At 66.9% G+C, this 24,106-nt stretch carries 19 protein-coding genes; 11 read left to right on the top strand and 8 right to left on the bottom strand.

Going from position 1 to position 24,106, the window contains the following annotated elements:
- Positions 1-61: 61 nt before the first annotated feature.
- From RTX79_RS02750 to RTX79_RS02740, 3 genes are read right to left on the bottom strand one after another with little or no spacing between them, the layout of a single operon-like run.
- Positions 62-1,432: a cytochrome c gene (locus RTX79_RS02750; protein ID WP_312681634.1), complete on the bottom strand. Its 1,371-nt coding sequence runs from the start codon at positions 1,430-1,432 to the stop codon at positions 62-64.
- 10 nt (positions 1,433-1,442) lie between these two features.
- Positions 1,443-3,218, bottom strand: a complete 1,776-nt coding sequence (locus RTX79_RS02745) for a GMC family oxidoreductase (protein ID WP_312681633.1) — start codon at positions 3,216-3,218, stop codon at positions 1,443-1,445.
- Between the two features lie 2 nt (positions 3,219-3,220).
- On the bottom strand, positions 3,221-3,952 hold the full coding sequence (locus RTX79_RS02740) for a gluconate 2-dehydrogenase subunit 3 family protein (protein ID WP_057507642.1): 732 nt from the start codon (positions 3,950-3,952) through the stop codon (positions 3,221-3,223).
- Positions 3,953-4,101: 149 nt separating this feature from the next.
- Between RTX79_RS02740 and RTX79_RS02735 the strand changes: the two genes are divergently transcribed.
- Entirely contained in the window at positions 4,102-5,064 is a 963-nt protein-coding gene (locus RTX79_RS02735) for a LysR family transcriptional regulator (protein ID WP_312681630.1), read from the top strand.
- Here the strand turns inward: RTX79_RS02735 and RTX79_RS02730 are convergent.
- Complete coding sequence (locus tag RTX79_RS02730) at positions 5,024-5,371, bottom strand: hypothetical protein (protein WP_312681628.1); 348 nt, start codon at positions 5,369-5,371, stop codon at positions 5,024-5,026. The genes RTX79_RS02735 and RTX79_RS02730 overlap by 41 nt on opposite strands.
- 161 nt (positions 5,372-5,532) lie before the next feature.
- Between RTX79_RS02730 and RTX79_RS02725 the strand changes: the two genes are divergently transcribed.
- Positions 5,533-5,742: a DUF378 domain-containing protein gene (locus tag RTX79_RS02725; protein WP_312681626.1), complete on the top strand. Its 210-nt coding sequence runs from the start codon at positions 5,533-5,535 to the stop codon at positions 5,740-5,742.
- A 57-nt stretch (positions 5,743-5,799) separates the two neighbouring features.
- Here RTX79_RS02725 and glgX read toward each other — a convergent pair whose 3' ends face one another.
- Together glgX and RTX79_RS02715 are read right to left on the bottom strand one after the other, a co-directional pair.
- Positions 5,800-7,929 carry a glycogen debranching protein GlgX gene (glgX, locus tag RTX79_RS02720; protein ID WP_312681624.1) on the bottom strand — a complete coding sequence of 710 codons (2,130 nt, stop codon included), beginning with the start codon at positions 7,927-7,929 and terminating at the stop codon, positions 5,800-5,802.
- 105 nt (positions 7,930-8,034) lie between these two features.
- Positions 8,035-8,970 carry a LysR family transcriptional regulator gene (locus tag RTX79_RS02715; protein WP_312681622.1) on the bottom strand — a complete coding sequence of 312 codons (936 nt, stop codon included), beginning with the start codon at positions 8,968-8,970 and terminating at the stop codon, positions 8,035-8,037.
- Positions 8,971-9,082: 112 nt separating this feature from the next.
- Here RTX79_RS02715 and RTX79_RS02710 point away from each other — a divergent pair, with 112 nt between their 5' ends.
- Together RTX79_RS02710 and RTX79_RS02705 are read left to right on the top strand one after the other, a co-directional pair.
- Positions 9,083-10,216, top strand: coding sequence for an alkene reductase (locus RTX79_RS02710; protein WP_312681620.1), 1,134 nt, complete (start codon positions 9,083-9,085; stop codon positions 10,214-10,216).
- Between the two features lie 92 nt (positions 10,217-10,308).
- Positions 10,309-10,719, top strand: a complete 411-nt coding sequence (locus tag RTX79_RS02705) for a DUF350 domain-containing protein (protein ID WP_057507648.1) — start codon at positions 10,309-10,311, stop codon at positions 10,717-10,719.
- 12 nt (positions 10,720-10,731) lie between these two features.
- Here RTX79_RS02705 and RTX79_RS02700 read toward each other — a convergent pair whose 3' ends face one another.
- A complete protein-coding gene (locus tag RTX79_RS02700; RefSeq protein WP_312681618.1) occupies positions 10,732-11,820 on the bottom strand; it encodes a phosphatidylinositol-specific phospholipase C1-like protein in 1,089 nt (362 codons plus the stop codon).
- 186 nt (positions 11,821-12,006) lie between these two features.
- Between RTX79_RS02700 and RTX79_RS02695 the strand changes: the two genes are divergently transcribed.
- From RTX79_RS02695 to RTX79_RS02665, 7 genes are all read left to right on the top strand, one after another.
- Positions 12,007-13,287 (top strand): putative DNA modification/repair radical SAM protein, encoded by a 1,281-nt coding sequence (locus RTX79_RS02695; RefSeq protein ID WP_057507649.1) that lies wholly within the window; start codon positions 12,007-12,009, stop codon positions 13,285-13,287.
- 1 nt (position 13,288) lies between these two features.
- On the top strand, positions 13,289-14,749 hold the full coding sequence (locus tag RTX79_RS02690; protein WP_312682192.1) for a UdgX family uracil-DNA binding protein: 1,461 nt from the start codon (positions 13,289-13,291) through the stop codon (positions 14,747-14,749).
- Positions 14,750-14,757: 8 nt separating this feature from the next.
- Positions 14,758-15,183 (top strand): YqaA family protein, encoded by a 426-nt coding sequence (locus RTX79_RS02685; protein WP_312681616.1) that lies wholly within the window; start codon positions 14,758-14,760, stop codon positions 15,181-15,183.
- A gap of 151 nt (positions 15,184-15,334) precedes the next feature.
- Positions 15,335-15,922, top strand: a complete 588-nt coding sequence (locus RTX79_RS02680; protein WP_312681614.1) for a biliverdin-producing heme oxygenase — start codon at positions 15,335-15,337, stop codon at positions 15,920-15,922.
- Positions 15,919-18,150 (top strand): ATP-binding protein, encoded by a 2,232-nt coding sequence (locus tag RTX79_RS02675; RefSeq protein WP_312681612.1) that lies wholly within the window; start codon positions 15,919-15,921, stop codon positions 18,148-18,150. Before RTX79_RS02680 ends, RTX79_RS02675 begins: the two co-directional genes overlap by 4 nt.
- On the top strand, positions 18,147-18,620 hold the full coding sequence (locus RTX79_RS02670) for a response regulator (protein ID WP_057507654.1): 474 nt from the start codon (positions 18,147-18,149) through the stop codon (positions 18,618-18,620). The genes RTX79_RS02675 and RTX79_RS02670 overlap by 4 nt, the downstream gene beginning before the upstream one ends.
- A gap of 31 nt (positions 18,621-18,651) precedes the next feature.
- Complete coding sequence (locus RTX79_RS02665) at positions 18,652-21,012, top strand: PAS domain-containing protein (protein WP_312681609.1); 2,361 nt, start codon at positions 18,652-18,654, stop codon at positions 21,010-21,012.
- Between the two features lie 48 nt (positions 21,013-21,060).
- On the opposite strand, the gene RTX79_RS02660 is transcribed toward RTX79_RS02665, so the two are convergent.
- A complete protein-coding gene (locus tag RTX79_RS02660) occupies positions 21,061-24,054 on the bottom strand; it encodes a TonB-dependent receptor (RefSeq protein ID WP_312681607.1) in 2,994 nt (997 codons plus the stop codon).
- Between the last annotated feature and the right edge of the window lie 52 nt (positions 24,055-24,106).

The following is a 24,106-nucleotide window of genomic DNA, read 5'->3' as shown; positions in this document are numbered from 1 at the left end:
AAGTGTGACGGCCGAGCCCGGCCGTCTTCACGACACGTGTCGGTGATGCTCGAGGATCCGCCTACTCCACCTCGGTCGGATCGTGCGCCGCCTCGTCGTGCTCGGTGCGCATCTTCTCGATGTCCCGCCGCACCTTGGCGACCTGCGTTGCCGTCACGGCAGGCGCCTTGTTGCCGAAACTGCCGCGCAGGAACGTGCCCAGTTCGGCCACGTCGGCATCGCTCAAGCGCTCGGCGAAGCCGGGCATGCCCAGGTTGGAAGGCGCATGCACGGTGCTTGGCATCTCGCTTCCTTCCAGCACCAACCGCACCAGCGTGGTCGGATCCTTGGCCAGGATCGTCGAGTTTCCGGCCAGGCTGGGGAACACCCGCGGATAGCCCTCGGCATCACTGCGATGGCAGGCCGCGCAGTTGTCCACGTAGAGTTCGGCGCCACGGCTGTTGTTGACCCCCGCACGCAGTTCGCTGGCGGTCTGCGGATTGGCCACAAAGGAAGATGGGTCCTGCTGGGTGGCAGGCAGGCTCTTGAGGTACGCCGCGATCGCGCCGAGGTCGGCATCGGTCAGGTGCTGGGTACTGTGCTGGACCACGTCGGCCATCGGCCTGCCGACGACCGCATGGCGCTCGCTGCGCCCGGTCTTCAGCACGTCGATGATGTCCTGCCGGCTCCAGTTGCCGAGTCCATCGGCCTTGTTGCCACGCAGGTTGACCGCCAGCCAGCCATCGATCACCTGGCCGCCGGCGAGGTACTCGGCGCCGGACTCGTCCATCGCCTTCTCCTGCAGGGTGAGCGCGCGTGGGGTGTGGCAACTGCCGCAGTGGCCAGGGCCCTGCACCAGATACGCGCCGCGGGCGATTTCCTCGTCGGGGTAACTGCCCTGCATTTTTCCTGCCTGCGCAGGATCCGGGCCGAACTGCTTGCGCCAGATCGCCAGCGGCCACCGCATCGACAACGGCCAGCGGATGCCGGCTGGGCGATTTTCCGCCTGCGCAGGTGCCACGCCGTGCATGAAATAGGTGTACATCGCCTCGATGTCCGCATCGGTCAGGCGTACGTAGGAGGGATACGGCATCGCCGGATACAGGGTGTCGCCGTGCGGGGTGATGCCATGGCGTACTGCGCGGTCGAAGTCATCCAGGCTGTACTCGCCGATGCCGGTTTTCCAGTCGGGCGTGATGTTGGTGCTGTAGATGGTGCCGATCGGCGAGGCGATCGGCAGGCCACCGGCGAACGCGGCACCGCCTGGGGAAGAATGGCAGGCCACGCAGTCGCTGGCGGTGGCCACGTAGCGCCCGCGTTCAATCATCGCGGCACGCTCCATGCCCCCCGACGCGGTGACCGGACGGGTCTCGGTGGGCAGGCTGGCGTAGACGAACAACGCCAACAGCACCAGCAAGGCACACGCCAGCAGGATCAGCAGGATCTTCTTCATGCCCGCGCCCTCATGCCTGGACCAGCGGGCCGGGATCGGCCAGGTACTTGTCGCGGATCGCCTTGGCCGCCCAGTAGGCCAGCGCGCCGACCATGCCGGTCGGGTTGTAGCCGTTGTTCTGCGGGAACGCGTTGGCACCGATGGCGAACACGTTCGGCACGTCCCAGGACTGCAGGTAACGGTTCAACGCGGAGTCTGCCGGTGTATGGCCCATGATCGCGCCGCCGCAGGTGTGGGTGCTCTGGTATTTGGTGATGTCGTAGTGGCTTCCGTCCTTCTTCGCATCACCGGAAACCGCGATCGGATTGAGGATCCGGCTCATCTCCAGCGCTTTGTCGACCAGGAACTGCGAGGCCTTGATCTCGTTGTCGTGCCAATCGAAGGTCATGCGCAGCAGCGGACGCCCGAACGCATCGCGGTAGGTGGGATCCAGGCTGAGGTAATGCTGGCGGTAGGACATGCAGGCGCCCTGCACTTCGTAATAGAACGAATGGCGGAACGAATCCACCGCGGCCTGCTTCCACTTGCTGCCCCACGAGGGCGTGCCGGGCGGTACGTTGATGCCGCGCACGGGGCCCGCGCCGGGTTGCCGCGCCCAGACCAGGCCGCCGCCAACGAAGCTGGCCTTGCCGTTGTCCAGCTGGTTGCCGTTGAGGTCGTCCATGGTGGCGCCGGCACCGCCGATGCCGATGAAGCCATTGGCCTGCACGCTCTTGTCGAAGAACAGCACCACCCGGTTGAGGTTCTGGTAGGAGTAATTCTTGCCAACGGTGCCCAGCCCGGTCTGCGGGTCATATGGCGTGCCGATGCCGGACACCAGCATCAGGTGGACGTTGATATAGGAGAACGCACACAGCAGCACCAGGTCGGCTGGCTGTTCGATCTCGCGGCCGGTTGCATCCAGGTAGGTCACCCCGGTGGCCTTCTTGCCGGTGCTGTCCAGGTTGACCTTCAGCACCTGCGCATGGGTGCGCAGTTCGAAGGTGTCGCGCTGCCGCAGCACCGGCAGGATGCAGGCGTTGGGACTGGCCTTGGAGTAGTTCAGGCAGCCGTAGTCACTGCAGAACCCGCAGGCGTTGCAGGGACCCATCTGGCAGCCATACGGGTTGGTGTAGGCGCGCGAGGTATTGGATGCGGGAATGGGATACGGATGCCAGCCCATGCCCTCGGCCGCCTTGTAGAACATTTCCGCGCCCAGGTAATCCGGGTTGGGCGGCAATGCGAACTCGCGGCTGCGCGAGCCTTCGAACGGATTGCCGCCCGGCTGCAGCACGCCATTGATGATGCCCGCCTTGCCGGACGTGCCGCAGACATATTCGAAGTGGTCGAAGTGCGGCTCCAGGTCCTCGTAGCTGACCGGGAAATCCTGGATGGTCATGTCATCGGGAATGAAGCCGCGGCCGTAGCGCTGTTCCATGTTGCTGCGCAGGCGGAAGTCTTCCGGCAGCGCGCGGAAATGGCAGCCGGACCAATGGCTGCCGGCCCCGCCGACGCCGGTACCGGGCTTGAACGAGCCCATCTGCCGGTAGGGCACGGCGGTATCGGCGGCCTTGTGGCGGATGGTCAACGTATCCTGGGCCAGGCTCTGCAGGTATCGCCGGTGCACCGAGCCTTCCAGCTCGTCCACCACGTTGGGATAAGCAAAATCAGGCTGCGTATCGCGGTCGCCGCCGCGTTCCAGCGCCACCACGTGCAGCCCGGCATCGGTGAGCTCCTTGGCCATGATCGCCCCGGTCCAGCCCATGCCCACGATCAGGACATCCACTTTCGGTTTGCTGATCGCCATGCTCAGCCCCTCCGTCCGGACAGATCGACCGGACCCAGCGGATAGGGCTTGTCACGCACGCTGATCCAGTCGATGTAGTCGGCGCGCATGCCCGGGTAGCCGATCATCTTCCACGCGCCCATGTCCTTGTTGCCGCCATATTTGGGATCGGCGAAGTAGCCGTTCTTGACCTCGTTGAGCAGGTTGCTGAAGAACACCTTGTCGCTGATCTCCTCCAGCCCGAGCTTGCCGTCCTGGGCCTGGGTGAGCAGCTGTTCCTGCTGCTCCACCGTCAGCGCGGCGAAGCCCTTGCCGTCGAACGCCCTGCGGCAATGCGCGTCCATCGCCGCGATGCCGACCTTGAGGATGTCCCTCAGCGCCAGCCGGCCCTGGTAGCCGAATTCGGACGGCGCCTCCAGGAACGGCCCCTGCATGTACCAGATCGCACCGCTGGCGTACGGGGTCTGCATGTGGCGGTCGAGGAATTCCGGCACCCCCGATTCCACTGCCCCGGGGCCGATGTCGTCGGCCGGGATCAGGCGATCACACGCGGCCACCACGAACGCCCACTCCGCTGCGCTGAAGAAAGCCGGTTGGTAGGGCGCGCTGTCCTGCGCTGGCGATGCGCCGGCCGACGCTCCCTTCGGCGCTTCCTTGCAGGCGGGCAGCGCGGCGACTACCGGAACCAGGGTCAAGGCCTGGAAAAAGCGTCGCCGTGACGGCGAAGCGCTCGCTTCGTTGTTTTCGTTGGACATCGCTGGCTCCGGTGCGATCTGGCTGGCGTGTAGTGCAGTGCGTGCTGCAGTGTGTCATGCGTATTGCGACCACTATGTGCAGCTGGCTCCGTGCAATTAACCGGGATATGGTGAAAACTGTTTTCGCCGTAGCCGAATATCTGCCTGCCATGAATGATTTCGCCGAGATGAGGGCCTTCGTCGCCGTAGCGCGCGCGGGCAGCCTCACCGCCGCCGCGCGCACCCTGGGCATGGCCACGTCGATGGTCAGCGAACGCCTGCGCCAGCTGGAGGCGCGGCTCGGGGTCAAGCTGCTGGTGCGGAGCACCCGGCGCCAGTCGCTCACCCCCGCCGGCGAAGCCTATCTGCGGCGCAGCGAGGAAATCCTGCAATTGCTGGAACAGGCCGCGCTGGAGGCCCACGCGGATCGGGACGATCAGGCCGGCACGCTGCGCGTGGCCTGCCCGGTGCCACTCGGCAGGCACATCGTGGGGCCGTTGTCGGCCCGTTTCATGGCCCGGCACCCGGAGGTTCGCATCGACCTGCAGATGTCACGGGCGGCGGTGGACCTGATCGGGGACTCGATCGACGTGGCGATCCGCGGTGGCATCGCACCGCATCCCAGCTTCATCTCGCGGCCACTGTTCAGCAGCCAGCGGATACTGGTGGCCAGCCCTGTCTACCTGCAGCGCCATGGCACGCCGATGCGCGTGGACGCGCTGGCCACGCACCATTGCATCGACAACGGCAGCAGGAACAACGAAGCGCCGCTATGGACGATCGGATCGGGGGCGCAACGGCAGCGCGTGGCCCTCAACGCTGTCGCACGGTCCAACGACCCGGACACCCTGCTGGATTGGGCGGTGGCCGGTCTGGGCGTGATGCAGCGCTCGCGCTGGGAAGTGGCCGCCCTGTTGCGTACGGGGCGCCTGGTGGAAGTGCTGCCGGAAACCGCAGGCGAACCGCGGATGTTCTCGGAGACCCACCTGGTCAAGTCGATGTATTCGCGGCGGATCGCCTTGTTCGTGGACTTCCTGCATGCCGAGCTGCCCGCCAGCGTGCAGGCCTACGAGCAAGGCGATGCGGCCAGGCTCATGCCGCAGCCGCTACCTGCCCGGGAGCCTGCGGCGTGACCGGCGCGGTGGCAGTGGCGGTGGCGGCGGTGAAGAAGCCGGCCAGTTCACTGTTTGACACCGCTTGGCTGGCGGAACAGCCCGGACAGGTCAGCACGCGGGCGCCGGTGACCGTGGCCATGCCGTGGCCGTCGCGCGCGGAGAACACGTGGTTGCATCCCAGGCAGCAGGCATCGATGCGGTACAGGTGCACGATGCGCAGCGACGTCGGTTCCTGCAGGCAGGACACATCACGAATGTCGAACGACCCGGTGTTGGGCCGCACGAAGCTGCCCCAGCTCTTGCGCCAATAGGAAGTGGGGATCATGCGTGAGGTCTACCGGGACGGGGGTGCACTGATCATAGGCAGCCGCGCGTGGAGCCCAGGTGGACGCTGCGGTTGACGAGGCGTGAAGCACGGGATCACGGTGCTCGCACGCCGCACGCGCCACCCTGTCGCCATCCACGAAAGAAACCAGGGGCAAGGCAGTGCGAGCGTTCAACATCGCGACGTTGATCATGGTGCTGTTTGGTGCCATCTGCCTGGGACTGCAGGGGCAGTTCCAGGTCGATCTGATCGCGCTGGCCTGCGGTGCGGACAGCATGTGGCCGCGCGCGATCTACGCCCTGATCGGCCTGTCCGGCCTGTGGCAGGCGATCTGGCTGGCCACCCACAAACCCACCGCGCAGATCGTCTGACACGCGGTTGCGGAAAGGGCGGCCAGTGCCGCCCTCCCCTCCTTCATTTCCACACCTTCAGGTGCGCCGTTCGAACACGGTCACGCTGCGCGGTGGCGCGAGGAAATCACTTGCCCCCTTAGGCACCGATTCGCGGTCCAGCGCTTCATCGGTGGACAGCATCAGCTTCCAGTGCAGCGGCATGTCCTCGTCATCGGGCAGGTTGAAGCTCACCCCTTCGTGCCATGCGTTGATGAGGATCAGCAGGGTGGCATCGGTGGCGTGCTCGCGCACACCCGACTGCTGTGCCTTGCCTTCCAGTACCAGGCCCACCGCACGTGCGCCGCCGTCATGCCAGTCGGCGTCTGCCATTTCCGCGCCGCTGGGATTGAGCCAGGACAGGTCCTTGACCCCGGCCTCCTCGCTGTACTGGCCATTGAGGAAGCGGCCACGGGTCAGGATGGGATAGCGGCGGCGCAATGCGGTGAGCTCGCGCACGAAGTCGGCCAGCCGGCCTTCGCTGGGGTCGCGCTGCCAGTCGATCCAGGCCGTTTCGTTGTCCTGGCAGTAGGTGTTGTTGTTGCCACCCTGGGTCTGTGCGCGCTCATCGCCGGCCAGCAGCATCGGCGTGCCCTGGGCCAGCAGCAGCGTGGCCAGCAGGTTCTTCATCTGCCGCTCGCGCAGCGCCTTGATGTCCGCATCGTCGGTCTCGCCTTCGGCGCCGTAGTTGCACGACCCATCATGGTTGGACCCGTCCTGGTTGTCCTCGCCGTTGGCACTGTTGTGCTTTTCGTTGTAGCTGACCAGGTCATGCAGGGTGAAGCCATCATGGGCGGTGATGAAGTTCACCGACGACCACGGGCGGCGGCCGCGGCGATCGAACAGGTCTGCCGAGCCGGTGAAGCGGGTGGCGAACTCGGCCAGCGTGCCTTCGTCGCCCTTCCAGAAGCTGCGTGCGTTGTCACGGAACTTGTCATTCCATTCGGCCCAGCCGGGTGGGAAGCGGCCCACCTGGTAGCCACCCGGGCCGCAATCCCAGGGCTCGGCGATCAACTTCACCTGTGACAGCAGCGGATCCTGCCCGCAGGCATCCAGGAAACTGCCGCGCTGGTCGAAACCGCTCGGTTCGCGCCCCAGGATCGTCGCCAGGTCGAAGCGGAAGCCATCGACATGCATCTCCTGCGCCCAGTAACGCAGCGAATCGGTGACGAAGCGCATCGCCTGCATGTTGCTGAGGTTGAAGGTGTTGCCGGTGCCGGTATCGTTGATGTAGTAGCGCTTGTCGTCGGCGAGCCGGTAGTAGGTGGCATTGTCGATGCCCTTGAAGGACAGCGTCGGGCCCAGCTGGTTGCCCTCGGCGGTGTGGTTGTAGACCACGTCCAGCACCACTTCCAGCCCCTTGCGATGCATGGCCTTGACCATGTCACGGAACTCGTCGCGGTGGCCGCTGGCCAGGTAGCGGCTCTTCAGCGCGAAGAACGCCAGCGTGTTGTAGCCCCAGTAGTTGCGCAGTCCTTTTTCCAGCAGGTGGCTGTCATCCAGGTAGGCCTGCACCGGCAGCAGTTCAACCGCGGTGACGCCCAGCCCTTTGATGTAGTCCAGCACGGCATCATGGGCGAGCCCGGCGCAGGTGCCGCGCATGGCTTCGGCCACTTCCGGATGGCGCATGGTGTAGCCGCGCACGTGCGTTTCGTACACCAGCGTCCTGTTCCAGGCAGTCAACAGATGCTGGTCGTCTTCCCAGTCGTAGTCGTCGTGCACCACCACGGCCTTGGGCATGAACGGGGCGCTGTCGCGCTCGTCGAAGCTGAGGTCCGCGTCGGGATGGCCGATGGTGTAGCCGTACAGCTCGTCGCTCCAGGTGAGATCGCCCTCGATTTCGCGCGCATACGGGTCCAGCAGCAGCTTGTGGTGGTTGAAGCGATGGCCCTCGGCGGGTGCGTACGGGCCGTGCACCCGGTAGCCGTAGCGCTGTCCCGGCTTCACATCCGGCAGGTAGCCGTGCCAGACCTCGTTGGTGTATTCGGGCAGTTCGATCCGCTGCTCGTTGCCTGCTTCATCGAACAGGCAGAGATCGACGCGGGTGGCGTGGGCGCTGAACAGCGCGAAATTGGTGCCCTTGCCATCAAAGGTGGCGCCCTGGGGGAACGGACGGCCCTCACGAACGCGCGAGGGGGTGGCATAACGGGCGTGTACGGTATCGCGCATGGGCTGCTCGCTGGGCAGGCGGCGGGAGTGCGGCCTGGGACAGGCAAGACTCTGCTGCCGGGCGTGCAGGCTGCGTCATCGCCTTTCTACGGCGCTCCTCACGTCTCATTGTTGCCAAGGCACCGGGTCGACATACGGCCGCGACCCCAGCCATTGCTGCAGGAACGCGGTGACTTCGCGGATCTTGCGCGAACGCAGCCGGCTCTGCGGTGACAGCAGCTGGATCTGCGCCTGTTCGGCCATCGCCGAGGCGGACCACTGCGGCAACAGTGCAACCAGTTCACGGCGTTGCAGGCTGCCGGGGTCCAGCAGCCAGGTGGGAAACAGCACGATGCCCCTGCCCTTCAGCGCCGCTGCCAGCAGCACTTCGGCGTTGTTGCTGCGCAGCGGGCCACTGACGTTGATCGTCTCCACGCGCCCCTCACCGGCGCGTTGGAAGTACCAGCGCTGTGCGCCCATCTGGCCTTTGTAGACCAGGCAGCGGTGCTGCAGCAGGTCGGCCGGGGCGGACGGCACCCCATGCTGCTGCAGGTAGCCGGGGCTGGCCAGCAGGCGCTGCGTGTTGCCGGGGACCGCATGGCCGATCAAGCCCGAATCCACCGGCACGCCGATCCGGATGATGATGTCGGCGGCCTCCTGCACCGGGTCGATGAACGCATCGGTGAGGGTCAACTCCACGCTCAACCCGGGGTGGAGGTCCTGCAGCGCGTGCACCGCGTCGGCCACGTGCAGGCGCCCGAACGCCTCCGGTGCATTGATGCGTACCAGCCCGCGGATCTCGCCGCTGCTGCCGCCGATCTCCTCCGCCGCCTGGTCCAGCAGTTCGATCGCCTCGCGCGCCTGGGCCAGGAAACGTTCGCCTTCTTCGGTCAGGCTGACCGCGCGCGTACTGCGATACAGGAGCTGGCGCCCCAGATCCTTTTCCAGCGCCGCCACATGACGCGACACCGATGACGCCGGCACCTGGTAGTGACGCGCCGTGGCCAGGAAGCTGCCGGTGCTGGCCACCATCAGGAAGTAACGCAGGGCGTTGAGTTGCACGCATGCCTCGATTGCGATTATCGCAATAATGAATTGCCGTTATGGCGGATTGTAGCTCCCTCGGCACCTGTCTACGATGACCGCCATTCTCCCCCTTGCCCATCTACTCCCCATGTCCAGCTCCCTGTTCCAGCCGTTCCCCCTTTCCGGCCTGACCCTGCAGAAGCGCGTGGTCATGGCCCCGCTGACCCGTGCACGCGCGCCGCATGACATTGCCGATGAGCGCACCGCGCTGTACTACACGCAGCGCGCGACGGCCGGACTGATCGTCAGCGAAGGCACCCCGATTTCGCGCGAAGGCCAGGGTTACCTGTTCAACCCGGGCATCTTCAGCGCCGAGCAGATTGCCGGGTGGCGGCTGGTGACCGACTCGGTGCACGCCGTGGGCGGGCGCATGTTCGCGCAGTTGTGGCATGTAGGCCGCGTATCCCACCCGACCATCCAGCAGGACGGGCAGCTGCCGGTCAGTGCCAGTTCGCGCCAGCCGGTCGGCGCGCAGGCGTTTGGGCGCGACGTGGCGGGCAATCCGGCGCTGGTCGAACCGCCGGCGCCGCGCCAGCTCGCGACCGATGAGATTCCGCGGATCGTCGACACCTTCGCGCAGGCGGCCGCCAATGCCATCGAAGCCGGTTTCGACGGCGTCGAGATCCACGCCGCCAACGGCTACCTGTTCGAGCAGTTCATGAACCCGCTGGTCAACGACCGCAGCGACCAGTACGCCGCCACCACGCTGGACGACCGCCTGCGCTTTACCCTGGAGGTCATCGATGCGGTGGTGGCCCGCGTCGGCGCCGCGCGCACCGGCATCCGCATCTCGCCGTACGGCCAGCTGTTCGACATGCCACTGCATGACCGCATCGACGAGACCTACACCGCGCTGGCCGAACAGATCGGACGCCGCCGGCTGGCCTATGTGCACGTGATGAACCAGTCCGGTTTCAAGGTCGGTGGCACCACGGTGGACGCCGGTGGTGAATCCGGCTTCGACGCGCTGCTGCGGCAGATCAAGCAGGCGCTGCCCGCCACGGCGCTGATCCTGGCCGGCGGACTGGACCGCGACAGTGCCGAGGCGCTGATCGCCGAGGGGGTGATCGATCTGGCCGCCTTCGGTGCCAGCTTCATCAGCAACCCGGACCTGGTGGCCCGACTGCGCAACCGTTGGGAATTGACGCCGCCGGATCGCAGCACCTTCTACGGCGGCGGTGCCAAGGGCTACGTGGACTATCCGCCGTACCAGGCGGCCTGAGTCGTCGCGTCCGCGACGCAGGCTTCAGGCAATCGGTGCGCTGATGCGGTAGGTTTGGGGGCTATCTGCCTCACGACCTCCAAAGGACCTGCATGCACTACGTCATCACCGGCCAGTCGTTCCTCGCCTTCGCCGCCTTCATGGGCATCGGCCTGCTGATCCTGCTGCTGGCCATCACCCTGGTGGCGCTGATTACCCCGCACAAGGAAATCACCTTGATCCGGCAGGGCAACAAGGCCGCGGGCATCGGCATGGCCGGTGCCCTGATCGGCCTGGCGCTGCCGATCAATTCGGTAATCAGCAACTCGGTCTCGCTGGTGGATGCCGCGATCTGGGCGGCCATCGCTGCGGTGATGCAGGTGCTGGCCTTTGGCATCTCCCGCGCCATCATCACCCGACGCGGCCCTGACCAGATCGACGCCGGCAACGAAAGCGCCGGTTGGTTCTCGGCCGGCGTGGCGATTGCCGTGGGCCTGGTGAACTCGGCCGCGATGGTGCCCTGAGCCGGTTGCGTTTCAGGGCATGGCTTCAAGATCCGGCAGCGCGCAGTGGCGTGCACGCAGCGGATTGCAGGTCGCTGCCGCCCCGCGCGGCAGCGGCACCTGGTATTCGGTGCCGAAGCGCGCATCGGGCCAGAGATAGTCCGTCGATACATACTGGGCCCCGCTGGCCAGCGCCGCCTCGCGTCGCCGGGTATCCCCGGTGCGCGCCTCGCGGGTTTCCGCATCGGCGCGCGTGCGCACGATGAAACCCTGCTGCACCGCGTGGCGGATCTGCTCCGACTGGCCGATCGGGTCGTTGAGGGTCATGTAGGCGGCGGCTGGTGAGTCGGCATCGGTGTTGACGAACAGCACCCTGCCCTGCAGTGAAGGGCGATCGCCCCGATACAGCGCCACCTTCGCCGGACCTTCGTCCAGGGCGAACAGGAAGCGACCGCGTGCGTGTTCCAGCGCCGGCCAGTTTCCCGCCAGCACGGCCTCGCGCAGGGTCGGGTAGCCGCCCTGCACGTCATCGGGCACGATCAGTTTTCCGGGCCCGAACACCGCGCGGATTTCCGCATCCAGCGCGTCGAACGCCGCGGCATTGAAGCGCAGTGCATCGATGCCACCCAGCCGTGCGTTCTGGTCATCCTTGGCGTTGACCAGCAACAGGATCGGCACGTGCCGGGGATGTGTGTCGGACCAGGCGCGCAGCTGCTGCAGGCACTGCTGCAGGCGTATGCAGCTGCTCGCGTTGTCCAGCCCCGGCATGTGCAGCACCTTGAAGCCTGGCCGTTGCAGGTCCGGGTCGGCCGATCCGGCCGCGTAATGCCCGCCCTGCGGATCGAAGTTGACGTCCAGCTCCAGTTGCCGCGCCCCATGCCGCAGCTGCTCGGCCAAGGGACGGTGGGCATAGTCCAGCGCCTGCGCCAGGTCCGGATCGCGTCCGGCAAGCGCCTGCAGGCGGGCGTCTGGCATGGGCAGCTTGTAACTGTTGTGGGTACCGACAGCGAGCACATCGTTGAGCCGCCCCCCCGCAGGTGCTGCGGCGGCGCCTGCGGTCGGGCCCAAGACCAGGGCCAGCAACAACAGCAGGGCGGATCGGGGGCTGCGGGAGAATGCCACGTGGAATGACCTGTCAGCTGGGGGCCGGTCAGCTTGCCGGCACACGCATACACACAGATGACAGCCAGCACCTGTTAGTATTCCTGCTAATAGAGCCGAAACCGTCATGGCAGGTCGGCTGAAGTCTTCAGATTGCCGTTGCTGTCCGTCTCACAGCCTGAGACGCGCCCTCCCTAGCGTGGTCCCATGGAAACCCTGCGCAAACTCGAAATCCTCGCCGACGCGGCAAAGTACGATGCCTCGTGCGCCTCCAGCGGGGCCGGCAAGCGCGATTCGAAAAAGTCCGGCGGCATCGGCAGCACCGAGGGTGCAGGCATCTGCCACAGCTACACGCCCGATGGGCGCTGCGTGTCCCTGCTGAAGATCCTGCTGACCAACTTCTGCATCTACGACTGCGCCTACTGCGTGAACCGGGTATCGAGCAACGTGCCGCGCGCGCGCTTCCGCGTGGCCGAAGTGGTTGCCCTGACGCTGGACTTCTACAAGCGCAACTACATCGAAGGCCTGTTCCTTTCCAGCGGCATCATCCGCAGCGCCGACTACACCATGGAACACATGGTGGAAGTGGCACGCCAGCTGCGCGAAGAACACCGCTACGCCGGCTACATCCACCTCAAGACCATTCCCGAAGCCTCGCCGGAGCTGCTGGCCGCGGCGGGCAGGTACGCCGACCGCCTGTCGATCAACGTCGAGCTGCCGACCGAAGCCGGGCTGGCCGCGTTCGCGCCGGAGAAAACCATGCCCACCATCCGCGGCGCGATGGGTGAGCTGCGTTGGCGCATCGAGGAATCCAGGGAGGAGCGCGCACGGCCGGCACGGGTGGCCGCGCCCGACCGCAGCGCGCAGAAGCGTGCGCCGCGCTTCGCGCCGGCCGGCCAGAGCACGCAGATGATCGTCGGTGCCGACGGGGCCAGCGACCGCGACATCCTGACCACCTCCGACCAGCTGTACGGCAATTACCACATGCGCCGGGTCTACTATTCCGCCTTCAGCCCGATCCCCGATGCCAGCAAGGCGCTGCCGCTGCAACCGCCGCCGCTGCAGCGCGAGCATCGCCTGTACCAGGCCGACTGGCTGCTGCGTTTCTATGGTTACGGCATCGAAGAGATCACCGACACCACCCAGGACGGCATGCTGGACCTGGACATCGACCCCAAGATGGCCTGGGCGCTGCGCCATCCCGAGCAGTTCCCGGTCGACCTAAACCTGGCACCGAAGGAGCTGCTGCTGCGGGTGCCGGGGCTGGGCGTGCGCAACGTCAAGCGCGTGCTCATGGCGCGCCGCCACGGCCGCCTGCGGGTAGCCGATGTCGCGCGGCTGCGGGCGCCGATGCGCAAGCTGCTGCCCTTCGTGCAGCTGCTGGACCACCATCCGCATCGCCGCCTGGACGATCCAGCCAGCCTGCGCGCCAGCCTGGCGCCGCCGCCGCGACAGGGCTCGTTGTTCGGCGAAAGCCTTGCCAGCTGAGATGCTGCGCTGGTCGGCACGGATCGACCCGCCGTGGTCACTGGATGCCTGGCGAGCGGCCGCGCGCCTCGGGCTGGCTGCCGGCGTGGCACCCGAGCAGATCGACTGGCTGGAGGGCACCGATGCCTCGCTGCTGGATGCACCGGCGCTTGCCGGCGCGCCGATGCCGGGCGATGCCGGTGGCGCTGCCGGCCCGCGCGTGTCCAAGGCCTTCCTGGAGCTGGCGGCCAGCGTGCTGTGCCATCGCGATCCGCAGCGCCTGCCCCTGCTGTACCGGCTGCTGTGGCGGATCGCCCATGGCCAGCGCGAGGTATTGTCCAACCCCGCCGATGCCGATGTGCAGCGCGCCCATGCGCTGGCCCAGGCGGTACGCCGCGATTCGCACAAGATGAAGGCCTTCGTGCGGTTCCGCGAGGTGCCCGGCGAGGACGATGCCTTCATCGCCTGGTTCGAACCGGACCACCACATCGTGGACCGCGTCGCGCCGTTCTTCGCGCGCCGCTTCGCCGGCATGCGCTGGGCGATCCTGACGCCCTCGCGCAGCGCGTACTGGGATGGCAGCAGCCTGAGCGCCGGCCCCGGTGCGCAGCGCAGCGACGCCCCCGCCGATGACTCCCGCGAGGAACTGTGGCGCACCTACTACGCCAGCATCTTCAATCCGGCGCGCCTGAATGAACGGATGATGCGCCAGGAGATGCCGGTCAAATACTGGAAACACCTGCCGGAGGCCGCGCTGCTGCCCCGGCTGGTCCGCGATGCCGGTACGCGCGTGGAGGAAATGCATGCACGCGAGGCCGTGGCGCCGCAGCGCCGGATCCCGGAGGCGCCGCTGCTGCCTTCGGCTGCCGCTGCGCGCGCCGCCGACACCCTGCCCGACTCGCTGGCATTGCAACGGCATCGTGCCGCTGCCTGCCGGCGCTGCGCGCTGTGGGAGCCTGCCACCCAGACGGTGTTCGGCGAGGGCCCAGCCGACGCGCGGGTGATGCTCATCGGTGAGCAGCCGGGGGATCGCGAAGACCTCAGCGGCCGACCGTTCGTGGGCCCGGCCGGGAAACTGCTGGACCGCGCGCTGGGCGAGGCGGGCATCGACCGCAGCACGTTGTACCTGACCAACGCGGTCAAGCATTTCCGCTTCCAGCGCCGCGGCAAGGTGCGCGTGCACCAGCGCCCTGACCGCGAGCACGTGCAGGCGTGCCGGTCCTGGCTGGCGGGGGAGATCGAGCAGGTGCGTCCGGATACCGTGGTCTGCCTCGGGGCTACCGCCGCGTCGGCCCTGCTGGGCGCCTCGTTCCGTTTCAGCGAGGGGCGCGGCCAGTGGCACACGCTGCACGACGGTACCCGCGCGCTGGTGACCGTGCATCCCTCCTGGGTGCTGCGCCAGGGCGATGGCCCGGCCGCGGACGCGGCCTACCAGGTACTGCTGGCCGATCTGCTCCAGCTCGCCGGTGATGCGCGACCGTAGAATGGCGCATGCTTTCTCTTCTTGGCTTGTTCCTGGCTGCCCTTGTCGCGGCCACGCTGATTCCTGCGCAGTCCGAAGCGGTGCTGTTGGCGCTGCTGCTGGAGGGTGGGCCACCGGTTCTGCTGGTGGCCGTGGCCACTGCCGGAAACGTGCTGGGATCACTGGTCAACTGGTGGCTTGGCATGCAGGTGCAACGCTTCCAGGGGCGGCGCTGGTTTCCGGTATCCGGGGCCAGGCTGGAGCAGGCGCAGGCGTGGTACCGGCGCTACGGCCGCTGGTCCCTGCTGCTGTCGTGGGCACCGGTGATCGGTGATCCGATCACCCTGGCGGCCGGCGTGATGCGCGAACCACTTCGGGTGTTCCTGCCGCTGGTGGTGATCGCCAAGGCCGGACGCTACGCCGTGTTGGCGCTGCTGACGCTGGGCCTGATGTAGTCCGGTAGCGCCGACCCATGGTCGGCGAGCGCAGCGGGCCGTTGGCGGACAGATTGGGGCATTCCGCATGAAATTACGTTGACACGACGCGATCGGCCCATCTGATAACCTGCAGCGTCTCCCCTATCGTGCGTCCTGCCCGTCGTCGTCGATGCCAGTACTTGACCCGGCCCTGCCGCCTACCCGTGCCGAGCGCCTGAAACGCGCCACCCATGAAACGCACGAGCGGCTGGACCAGCGCATCATGGCCCAACGGATCTTCGACAGCCGCGAGCGCTTCGCCGCGTTCCTGCGCGTGCAGCATCGCCTGCACCAGCAGATCGACACGCTTTACGCCCACGCCGCGCTGCAGCCGTTGTTGCCCGGACTGGAAACGCGGCGCCGGTTGCCCGGCATCACCCGCGACCTGACCGACCTGCGCGCGCCCTTGCCGACCCCCGTCCCGACCCTGCCCGCTGCGCTGCCGGTGCCTGCCGCACTCGGTTGGCTGTACGTGGCCGAGGGCTCGGCGCTGGGTGGGGCGGTGATCTACAAACTAGCCGCGCCACTGGGGCTTGACCAGGCCTTTGGCGCCAGCCACCTCGCTCCTCCTGCCGGGGGCATCGCCGCCCACTGGCGCAGCTTCACCACCGCCTTGAACGCCATCGTCCTGCCTGAAACGGACGAGCGGCAGGTCGAGGACGGCGCCCGCGCTGCCTTCGCCGCCGTAGGCGGGTTTGTTACCCAGGAGTTCCCATGAACGATGCCACCGACGCGGGTCTGGACCTGTCGAGCTGCGCGCGCGAGCCGATCCACACGCCCGGGGCCATCCAGCCCTACGGCGTGCTGCTGGTCGTGGACCCGCTGACGATGCAGGTGCAGGAACGCGCGATCACCCAGGCCCAGGTGCTGGAGTACTTCGGTGACCCGCTGGACCAGCACCTGGATGGCGTGCTGGGCGGCGCCCTGGCGCCCTACCGGCGCCACCTGGACCTGCTGGCACCGGGCTCCAGCGTCTTCCTGGGCTCGGTGCAGCTGGGCCGCTTCGGCCGCCACCATGTGCTGGCCCACCGCAGCGACACCCATTTCCTGGTCGAGCTGGAAGAACCGGTGGAAGGCGAGCCCGGCTCGCTGGAAGACCTGTATCCGCAGATCCGCCGCTTCATGGGCGAGATCGAAACCGTGTCCGACATTTCCACGCTGTGCGAGATCGGCGCCCGCCACGTACGTGCGCTGGCCAATTTCGATCGCACGATGATCTACCAGTTCGACAAGGACTGGAACGGCGCGGTCGTGGCCGAAGACCGCAACGACCGGTTGCCGTCCTACATGGACCTGCGCTTCCCCGAATCGGACATCCCCGCCCAGGCGCGCGAGCTGTACCGCCGCAACCGCGTGCGGCTGATCGCCGACAGTGACTACCAGGCCGTGCCGCTGCTGCGCAGCGCCGCCCATGCCGACGCAGCGCCCACCGATCTCAGCCTGGCGGTGCTGCGCAGCGTGTCCCCGGTGCACCTGCAGTACATGCGCAACATGGGCACGGGCGCCTCGATGTCGGTGTCGCTGGTCAGCGAAGGCCGGCTGTGGGGCTTGGTGTCCTGCCACAACCAGCAGCCGCGGCACGTGCCCTACCACGTGCGCACCGCCTGCGAGTTCATCGGCCAGATCCTGTCGCTGCAGATCGCGCTGAAGGAACGCGCGATGGTCGTGGAAGAGCGCATCTCGCGCCGCGCCATCCAGGTCCGCCTGCTCGGCCGGATGGCCGGCGACGAAGACTTCATGGCCGCGCTTGGCCGCGATGAGAAGAGCCTGTTGGACCTCACCGGCGCGGCGGGTGCGGCGATCATCCACCGTGGCCAGTGCGTGCTGCTGGGCGAGACGCCGGGACAGACCCAGGTCAATGCGCTGGTGGACTGGCTTACCCGGGAACACGCCGGCGAAGACGTCTTCCAGACCGACGCGCTGCCCGCGTCGTGGGCCGAGGCCGGTGCGTTCGCCGACGTCGCCAGCGGCCTGATGGCCATCTCCATTTCGCAGCTGCACGACAGCTTCGTGCTGTGGTTCCGTCCGGAAGTGATGCGTACCGTGCGCTGGGGGGGCGAACCGCGCAAGGCGGTGGTCGGTGGCACGCTGTCGCCGCGGCTGTCCTTCGAAGCCTGGAAGGAAACCGTACGCCAGCAGTCCACGCCATGGCAGGACGTGGACCGCGACGCCGCGCTGGAGCTGCGCACGGCCATCGTCGACATCGTGCTGCGCAAGGCCGAGGAAATGGCCGAACTCAACGAGCAGCTGCTGCGCAGCAACAAGGAACTGGAGGCGTTTTCCTATTCGGTCAGCCATGACCTGCGCGCACCGTTCCGGCATATCGTCGGCTATTCCGAGCTGCTTGGCAGTTCGGCGGCGGACAAGCTGACCGATACCGAAAAACGCTTCCTGGCCACGATCGTCGAATCGGCCAAGTCGGCCGGCACGCTGGTCGATGACCTGCTCAGCTTCTCGCAGATGGGCCGCTCCAGCATGGGCCTGGTGAACGTGGACGTGGGCGCGCTGGTGGAGGACGTGCGCCAGAACCTGGTGATGGAAGCCGAAGGACGGACCATCCACTGGAACATCGCCCCCCTGCCCCGCGTGGAAGCCGACTCCAGCATGCTGCGACTGGTGTGGCAGAACCTGCTGGGCAATGCGATCAAGTTCACCCGTGACAGTGCCGAACCGACCATCGAGGTCGGCGCCGAGCGCGGCGACAACGAGCACATCTTCTTCGTCAAGGACAACGGCTGCGGCTTCGACATGCGCTATGTCGACAAGCTGTTCGGCGTGTTCCAGCGCCTGCACCATGCCGACGAGTTCGAGGGCACCGGCATCGGCCTGGCCAACGTGCACCGCATCGTCAGCCGCCACGGCGGCCGTACCTGGGCCGAGGGCGAACTCGGCAAGGGCGCCACGCTCTATTTCACCATTCCGTATTCCCAGAGAGGCACTGCATGAGGGACCTGCGACCCATCCTGCTCGTAGAAGACAACCCGAAGGACGCCGAGTTGACCCTCGATGCGCTGGCACGCTGCCAGCTGCTCAACCAGGTCACCCACGTGCGCGACGGTGTCGAAGCGCTGCAGTACCTGCGCAGCGAAGGCGCCTACAAGGACCTCAACCACGGCGGCCCGGTGGTGGTGCTGCTGGACCTGAAACTGCCCAAGTTGAACGGACTGGAAGTGCTGGCCGAAGTGCGCGGCGACCGCCATCTCAGCCGCACCCCGATCGTGATGCTGACCTCCTCGCGCGAGGAGCAGGACCTGGTGCGCAGCTATGAGCTGGGCGTCAACGCCTTCGTGGTCAAGCCGGTGGACTTCAAGGAATTCTTCGACGCCATCCAGGGGCTGGGCATGTTCTGGGGCATCACCAACAATCCCCCCCCGCACCCGATCCGACCCTCAGGCCAAGGCCGCACGAATGACTGAAACTGCCAGGGATGCGCCGATCCGCATCCTCATGCTTGAGGATAGTGCGCTCGACGCGGAACTGATCGAGGCGCAGCTGACGCGCGCCCGCATGCACTTCCAGGTCCATCGCGTATGGACCCGCGACGCCTTCATCGCAGAGCTCGACGCCGAACGCCATGACGTGATCCTCGCCGACCACGTGCTGCCCGGGTTCGACGGCGACACCGCGCTGACCCTGGCCAGCGAACAGGTGCCGCAGCTGCCCTTCATCTTCGTCTCCGGCACGCTGACCGAAGAGCTGGCGGTGCAGGCGCTGACCCGCGGCGCGCGCGATTACGTGGTCAAGCAGCGCCTGCAGCGCCTGCCCGACGCCATCCTTCGGGCGATCCGCGAAGCGGAAGCGCGCGCCAAGCTGCGCACCGCCGAAGTGGAACTGAAGCAGAGCCGCGACCGCCTGCAGCTGATCACCGACTCCATGCCCGCGCTGATCGCGCACCTGGGCCCGGACCACCGCTACCGCTTCGCCAACAATGCCTACGAGGCCTGGCATGGTCGTCCACCGGCGGAACTGATCGGCCTGCAGGTCAGCGACGTGGTCGGCGCCGGCCTGTTCGATGCCGCCCTGCCCCACCTGCAGCAGGTACTGCAGGGCCAACGCGTGAGTTTCGAACTGGAGCTGCAGCGCGCCGACGGCAGCCCGCGCCACGTGCTGCTGGACGGCGTGCCGGAGATCACCGCAGAAGGCGAAGTGGCCGGCTATTACACGCTGGCGCGCGACATCAGCGACCTCAAGCAGGCCGAGCTGCTGCTGCGCGATGCCAACGATTTCCTCGAGCAGCAGGTCGAGCAGCGGACCGCCGACCTGCGCCAGAGCGAGAGCCGGCTGCAGGCCGTGTTCGAATCCAGTTTCCAGCTGCAGGTGCTGATCAGTCCCGACGGCCGCGTGCTGGACGCCAACCGCGCTTCGCTGGCGGCGATCCTGAGCGAGAAAGCCGATGTCAGCGACGCGCTGTTCTGTGAGTCAGCCTGGTTTTCGGCCAGTCCGGATGCGGCGCAGACGGTGCGCAGCGCGGTGCAGTCCGCCGCCGAAGGCAGCGAGTCGCGCCACGAACTGGAACTGCAGCTGCCTACCGGCACGCGTTCGTTCGATTTTTCATTCCGGCCGCTGCTCGACCACCAGCACACCGTCACCGCGGTGGTCTGCGAAGCGGTGGAAACCACCGCGCGCCGGCTCGCCGAAGAGGCGCTTCGACAGAGCCAGAAGATCGAGGCCGTCGGCCAGCTGACCGGCGGCATCGCACACGATTTCAACAACATCCTGACCGTCATCGCCGGCAACGTGGAACATGCCAAGCTGTTGACCGACCGCCTTGGCGACGGTGCCCAGGCCATTGCGCGTCCGCTCGACAACGCCCTGAAGGGCGTCATGCGCGCGGCCAGCCTGACCCAGCGCCTGCTTGCCTTCGCCCGCCGCCAGCCGCTGTTGAACCAGGCCGTCAACCTCAACGAGCAGGTGCTGGGCATGCAGGAACTGCTGCAGCGCGCGCTCGGCGAACTGGTGCATCTGGAGATCGCCGTCGCCCCGGATGTCTGGTGCGTGGAGGTGGATCCCGGCCAGCTGGAAGCGTCCATCCTCAACCTGGCGGTGAACGCACGCGATGCGATGCCCGATGGCGGCACGCTGCTGCTGGAGACCGGCACCGGCGTGCTGGACGAAGGCTTTGCCGAACAGAACCCGGACGTGCCGCCGGGCCAGTACGCGGTGCTGCGGGTGCGTGACAATGGCCAGGGCATGAGCGCGGAAACGATGGCGCGGGTGTTCGAGCCGTTCTTCACCACCAAGGAAGTCGGCCGCGGCACCGGCCTCGGCCTTTCGATGGTGTATGGCTTCGTCAAGCAGTCCGGTGGCCACGTGCAGGTGGAGTCCACGCCGGGTACCGGCACGGTGATCACCATGCTGTTCCCGCGCTCGGACCTGCCGCTGCCGGGTCCGCGGCTGGCCGAGCAGAACGGGTATGCCGAATACGAGGCGCAGGATGAAACCATCCTGGTCGCCGAGGACAACGACGACGTACGCGCCTACACCGTGGAAGCGCTGCGCCAGCTGGGCTATCGCGTACTGGAAGCGCATGACGGACCGTCGGCGATCCGCCTGCTTGACCGGCCGGACGTCGACGTGGACCTGCTGTTCTCGGACATCGTGATGCCCGGCATGACCGGCTGGGAGCTGGCCCGCCAGTCCCGCCAGCGCAAGCCGGCGCTGCGCATCCTGTTCACCTCCGGCTATCCGCGCGACCACCAGGCCAACAACCACCTGGGGCGGCATATCGCGATCCTGCCCAAGCCCTTCACCCGCATCGACCTGGCGCGCGCGGTGCGCGGCAACCTGGACGAAGAGCGCAGCAGCTGACCGTTGCTGCGCGCAGGGTGCCCACCCTCGGCAGGCACCCTGCCCCGATCAGTAGTCGTAACTCACGCTGACGCGCAGCGAACGCGGTGCCTGGCGCACGGTGGCCGCGCCGTACAGCGGGTCCGGCTGGCCCGGATCCAGTTCCGAGTACGGCGAGCGCCACAGCGCCGCCTGGCTGTCGAACACGTTGAACACATCCAGGTTGAACCCCAACCGCCCGTCGGCCAACGCCGGCCGGTAGGACACGCCCAGGTCCAGCTGGCGACGCCACGGCAACCGGCCCTGGCTGCCCGGGGGCGCCGGCTGGCCATTGTAGAAGTGGTAGGCGGTGCCATAGCCGGAGGGATCGCTGAAGTCCGGGCCATAGGAGCCCAACGCACTGAACGGCGTCCCGGAGATCACGCTCAGGTTGGCCGATACCAGCCACTGCGGGGTGATCTGGTAGTAGCCATGCAGCTTGAACTGGTGCGTGGCATCGTTGCTCTGCGGCCCGTTGGTGTGCTCCATAAGCTGGGCATAGTCCCAGGCCTGGGTGGTGGAGACCGCGGTCTGGCCGATGCCGGACAGCAGCTGCCCTTCGGTGGTGCCGTAACTGCGCGACCAGTTGTAGTCGGCACGTGCGTACCAGCGGCCGTCGAACGGATGCTCCAGTGACAGGTTCACCGCGTAGTAATTGCGCTTGAAGCGCGGGAAGCCCATCTCTGCATTGCTCAGCGGCACGCTCACGTAATTGCCGGCGGTGTCGACCAGGTTGAAAGTGTTGGCGCGGCCGGGGTTGATCAACCAGCAGCTGACCGGATTGCTGTCGCGGGTCACGTCGTACCCCAGTTCACCGGCCTTGGACAGCACCGCGTCGATGTCGCAGTAATCATCCACGCCACTGCGCAGCACCCGGTAGGTCGCCTTCGCGCCGTACACCCAGTCCTGCCCCCACGCTTTGTTGAAGCCAATGATGAACTCATCCTGGTAGGACGGTTCGATGCCGGAGGTCGCCACCGTCTTCGGGTCCGGCAGCAGGCCGTAGTTGTTGTTGGACGATACCGCCGCGGAGAACGGCGTCAGCCCGGTGGGGTAGCCATTGGCATCGATGCCACCATAGGTGTAATAGGTCGACGTGGCCAGGGTGGCCCCGGCTGCGTTGAATGCCGGGTTCAACGGCAACGCCAGGTAGTAACGCCCCACGTTGCCGTACACCTTGAAGCGGCCATCACCGCCCACGTCCCAGCTGAAGCCCAGTCGTGGCGCCCACTGGCCGCTGGTCTGCTTGATGTACGCATCGCCATCGCGGTTGAAGTTGGTGAACTGGTCCAGGCGCAGGCCGAGGTTGAGCAGCAGGTTGTCGGTGACCTGCCAGTTGTCTTCGATGTACTGCGCCCGCTGCGCCGAGCGCACCGAGGCCAGTGCGCTGTAGTCATAACGGCGCACGTAATAGCCGTCCTGGCCATTGACGAAGCCGCCGGTGGCCGGCACGCCCAGGCCGGTATTGATCGGCAGGTCCGGGTTGGACTGGCCGTAGATCCAGTAATACCCGTCGGCCGAGCCGACCGAGCCGCGGTTCAGCGCCCGTGCGTTCTGGTTGTCGATGCCCACGGTGATGCTGTGGTCGCCCCAGACGTAGTTCGCGTCCAGGCGCAGGTTGTCGCTGCGGTTGCCGCGGTCCGGATCCACCAGCAAAGACGTGGTCTGCGCGTTGGTGATCGGGCTGCCGCCGTTGAGCGCAGGATTCTGCAGGTTCGGCGTGGACAGGTACACCAGGCTGCCATCGTAGGCCGGGTTGCCGACGTAGTCGTCCGAACGCAGCTTGCCGTACTGCGCGCTGACGGTGAGGTTGTCGGTCAGGTAGCCGGTGTACTTGGCCGTCCACAGGCTGCCGCCGGTCTTGGTGGTGTCTTCGGCGCCACGCCGTGCGCCGCGGCTCAGCGTGTCGTAGTCGTAGGCGAAGCTGTCGCCGCGGAACACATTGCGGGTGGAGGCGCCGGTCAACTCCAGCAGGTGGTTGTCAGTGATGTTCCAGTCCAGCTTGGCGTACCAGCGCGGGCGGTCATATTCGTAGCGCGAGTAGGAATTGGTCGACTCCACGTTCTTGACGTCGGTTCCTTCGCGCTGCTCCAGCTCATACGAGCCGAAGAAGAACAGCCGGTCTTCCAGCAGCGGACCGCCGGCATACAGGCTCCTGGTGGTGACCCACTGGCGGTCCTGGCTTTCCGGAGCGTACAGCGCGCCGTTGGCAGGGTAGTAGACATCGTCCTTGTCTGCGCGCGTGGCGGCCGGTTCCCAGGTCAGCTGGCCACCAAAACGCCATTGGTTGGTACCGCGCTTGCCGACGGCGTTGATCACCCCGCCATCGCTGCGGCCATACTTGGCGCTGTAACCGCCGGTATAGATTTCCTGCTGGTCGATGCTGCCGTAGGGCAAGGTCAGGCCGCCCAGCCCGCGCAGCGGATCGGTGGTGTTGAAGCCATTGATGTAATACGCGTTCTCTGCCGCGGAAGAGCCGCCGAAGCTGACCAGCTGGGCGCCGGTCGGTCCGGCATAGGTCCCGTTGCCACTGTTGGCCACCACCCCAGGCGCCAGCTGCGCGATGGCTTCGGCCGAGCGTCCCAGCGGCAGCCGCTGCAGTTGTTCGGCGGTGACCACGGTGCGCGAATCCACGCTGCTGACATCGATCGAGGCGGCGGCGCGATCTGCGCTCACCTGCACGCCGGACAGGCTGGTCACCGCGGCGAAGGAGACGTCGGTGCTCGCGCCCACGGTCAGCGCGATGTCCTGGCGGGTCTGCAGCACGTTGCCATCGGCATCGCGCGCCTCCACCGTGTAGCGGCCCAGCGGAAGCTGCGACGCGCTGTAGCGGCCGCGCGCATCGACGGCCACTTCGCGGGCCAGGCCGGTATCGCTGCGCACGATGATGCGCGCGCTGGACGCGGGCGCTTGGCCGCTGATCGCGCCGGTAGTGGACTGTGCGTGCAACAGAGGGGAAGTGGTGGCGAGAACGATCGCCAGCGCCAGGCCATGCCGGCGCAATGAAGTACGAGCAGGAGTCATTGAAGGGAACACACGTCGGGGGAGGAAAAGGTGGTGCCCATTCATTAACCCT

Source organism: Stenotrophomonas chelatiphaga (assembly GCF_032054965.1).
Classification (GTDB): domain Bacteria; phylum Pseudomonadota; class Gammaproteobacteria; order Xanthomonadales; family Xanthomonadaceae; genus Stenotrophomonas; species Stenotrophomonas chelatiphaga.
The sequence above is the reverse complement of the archived record's forward strand: the minus strand, read 5'-3'. Positions and strand labels throughout refer to the sequence as shown.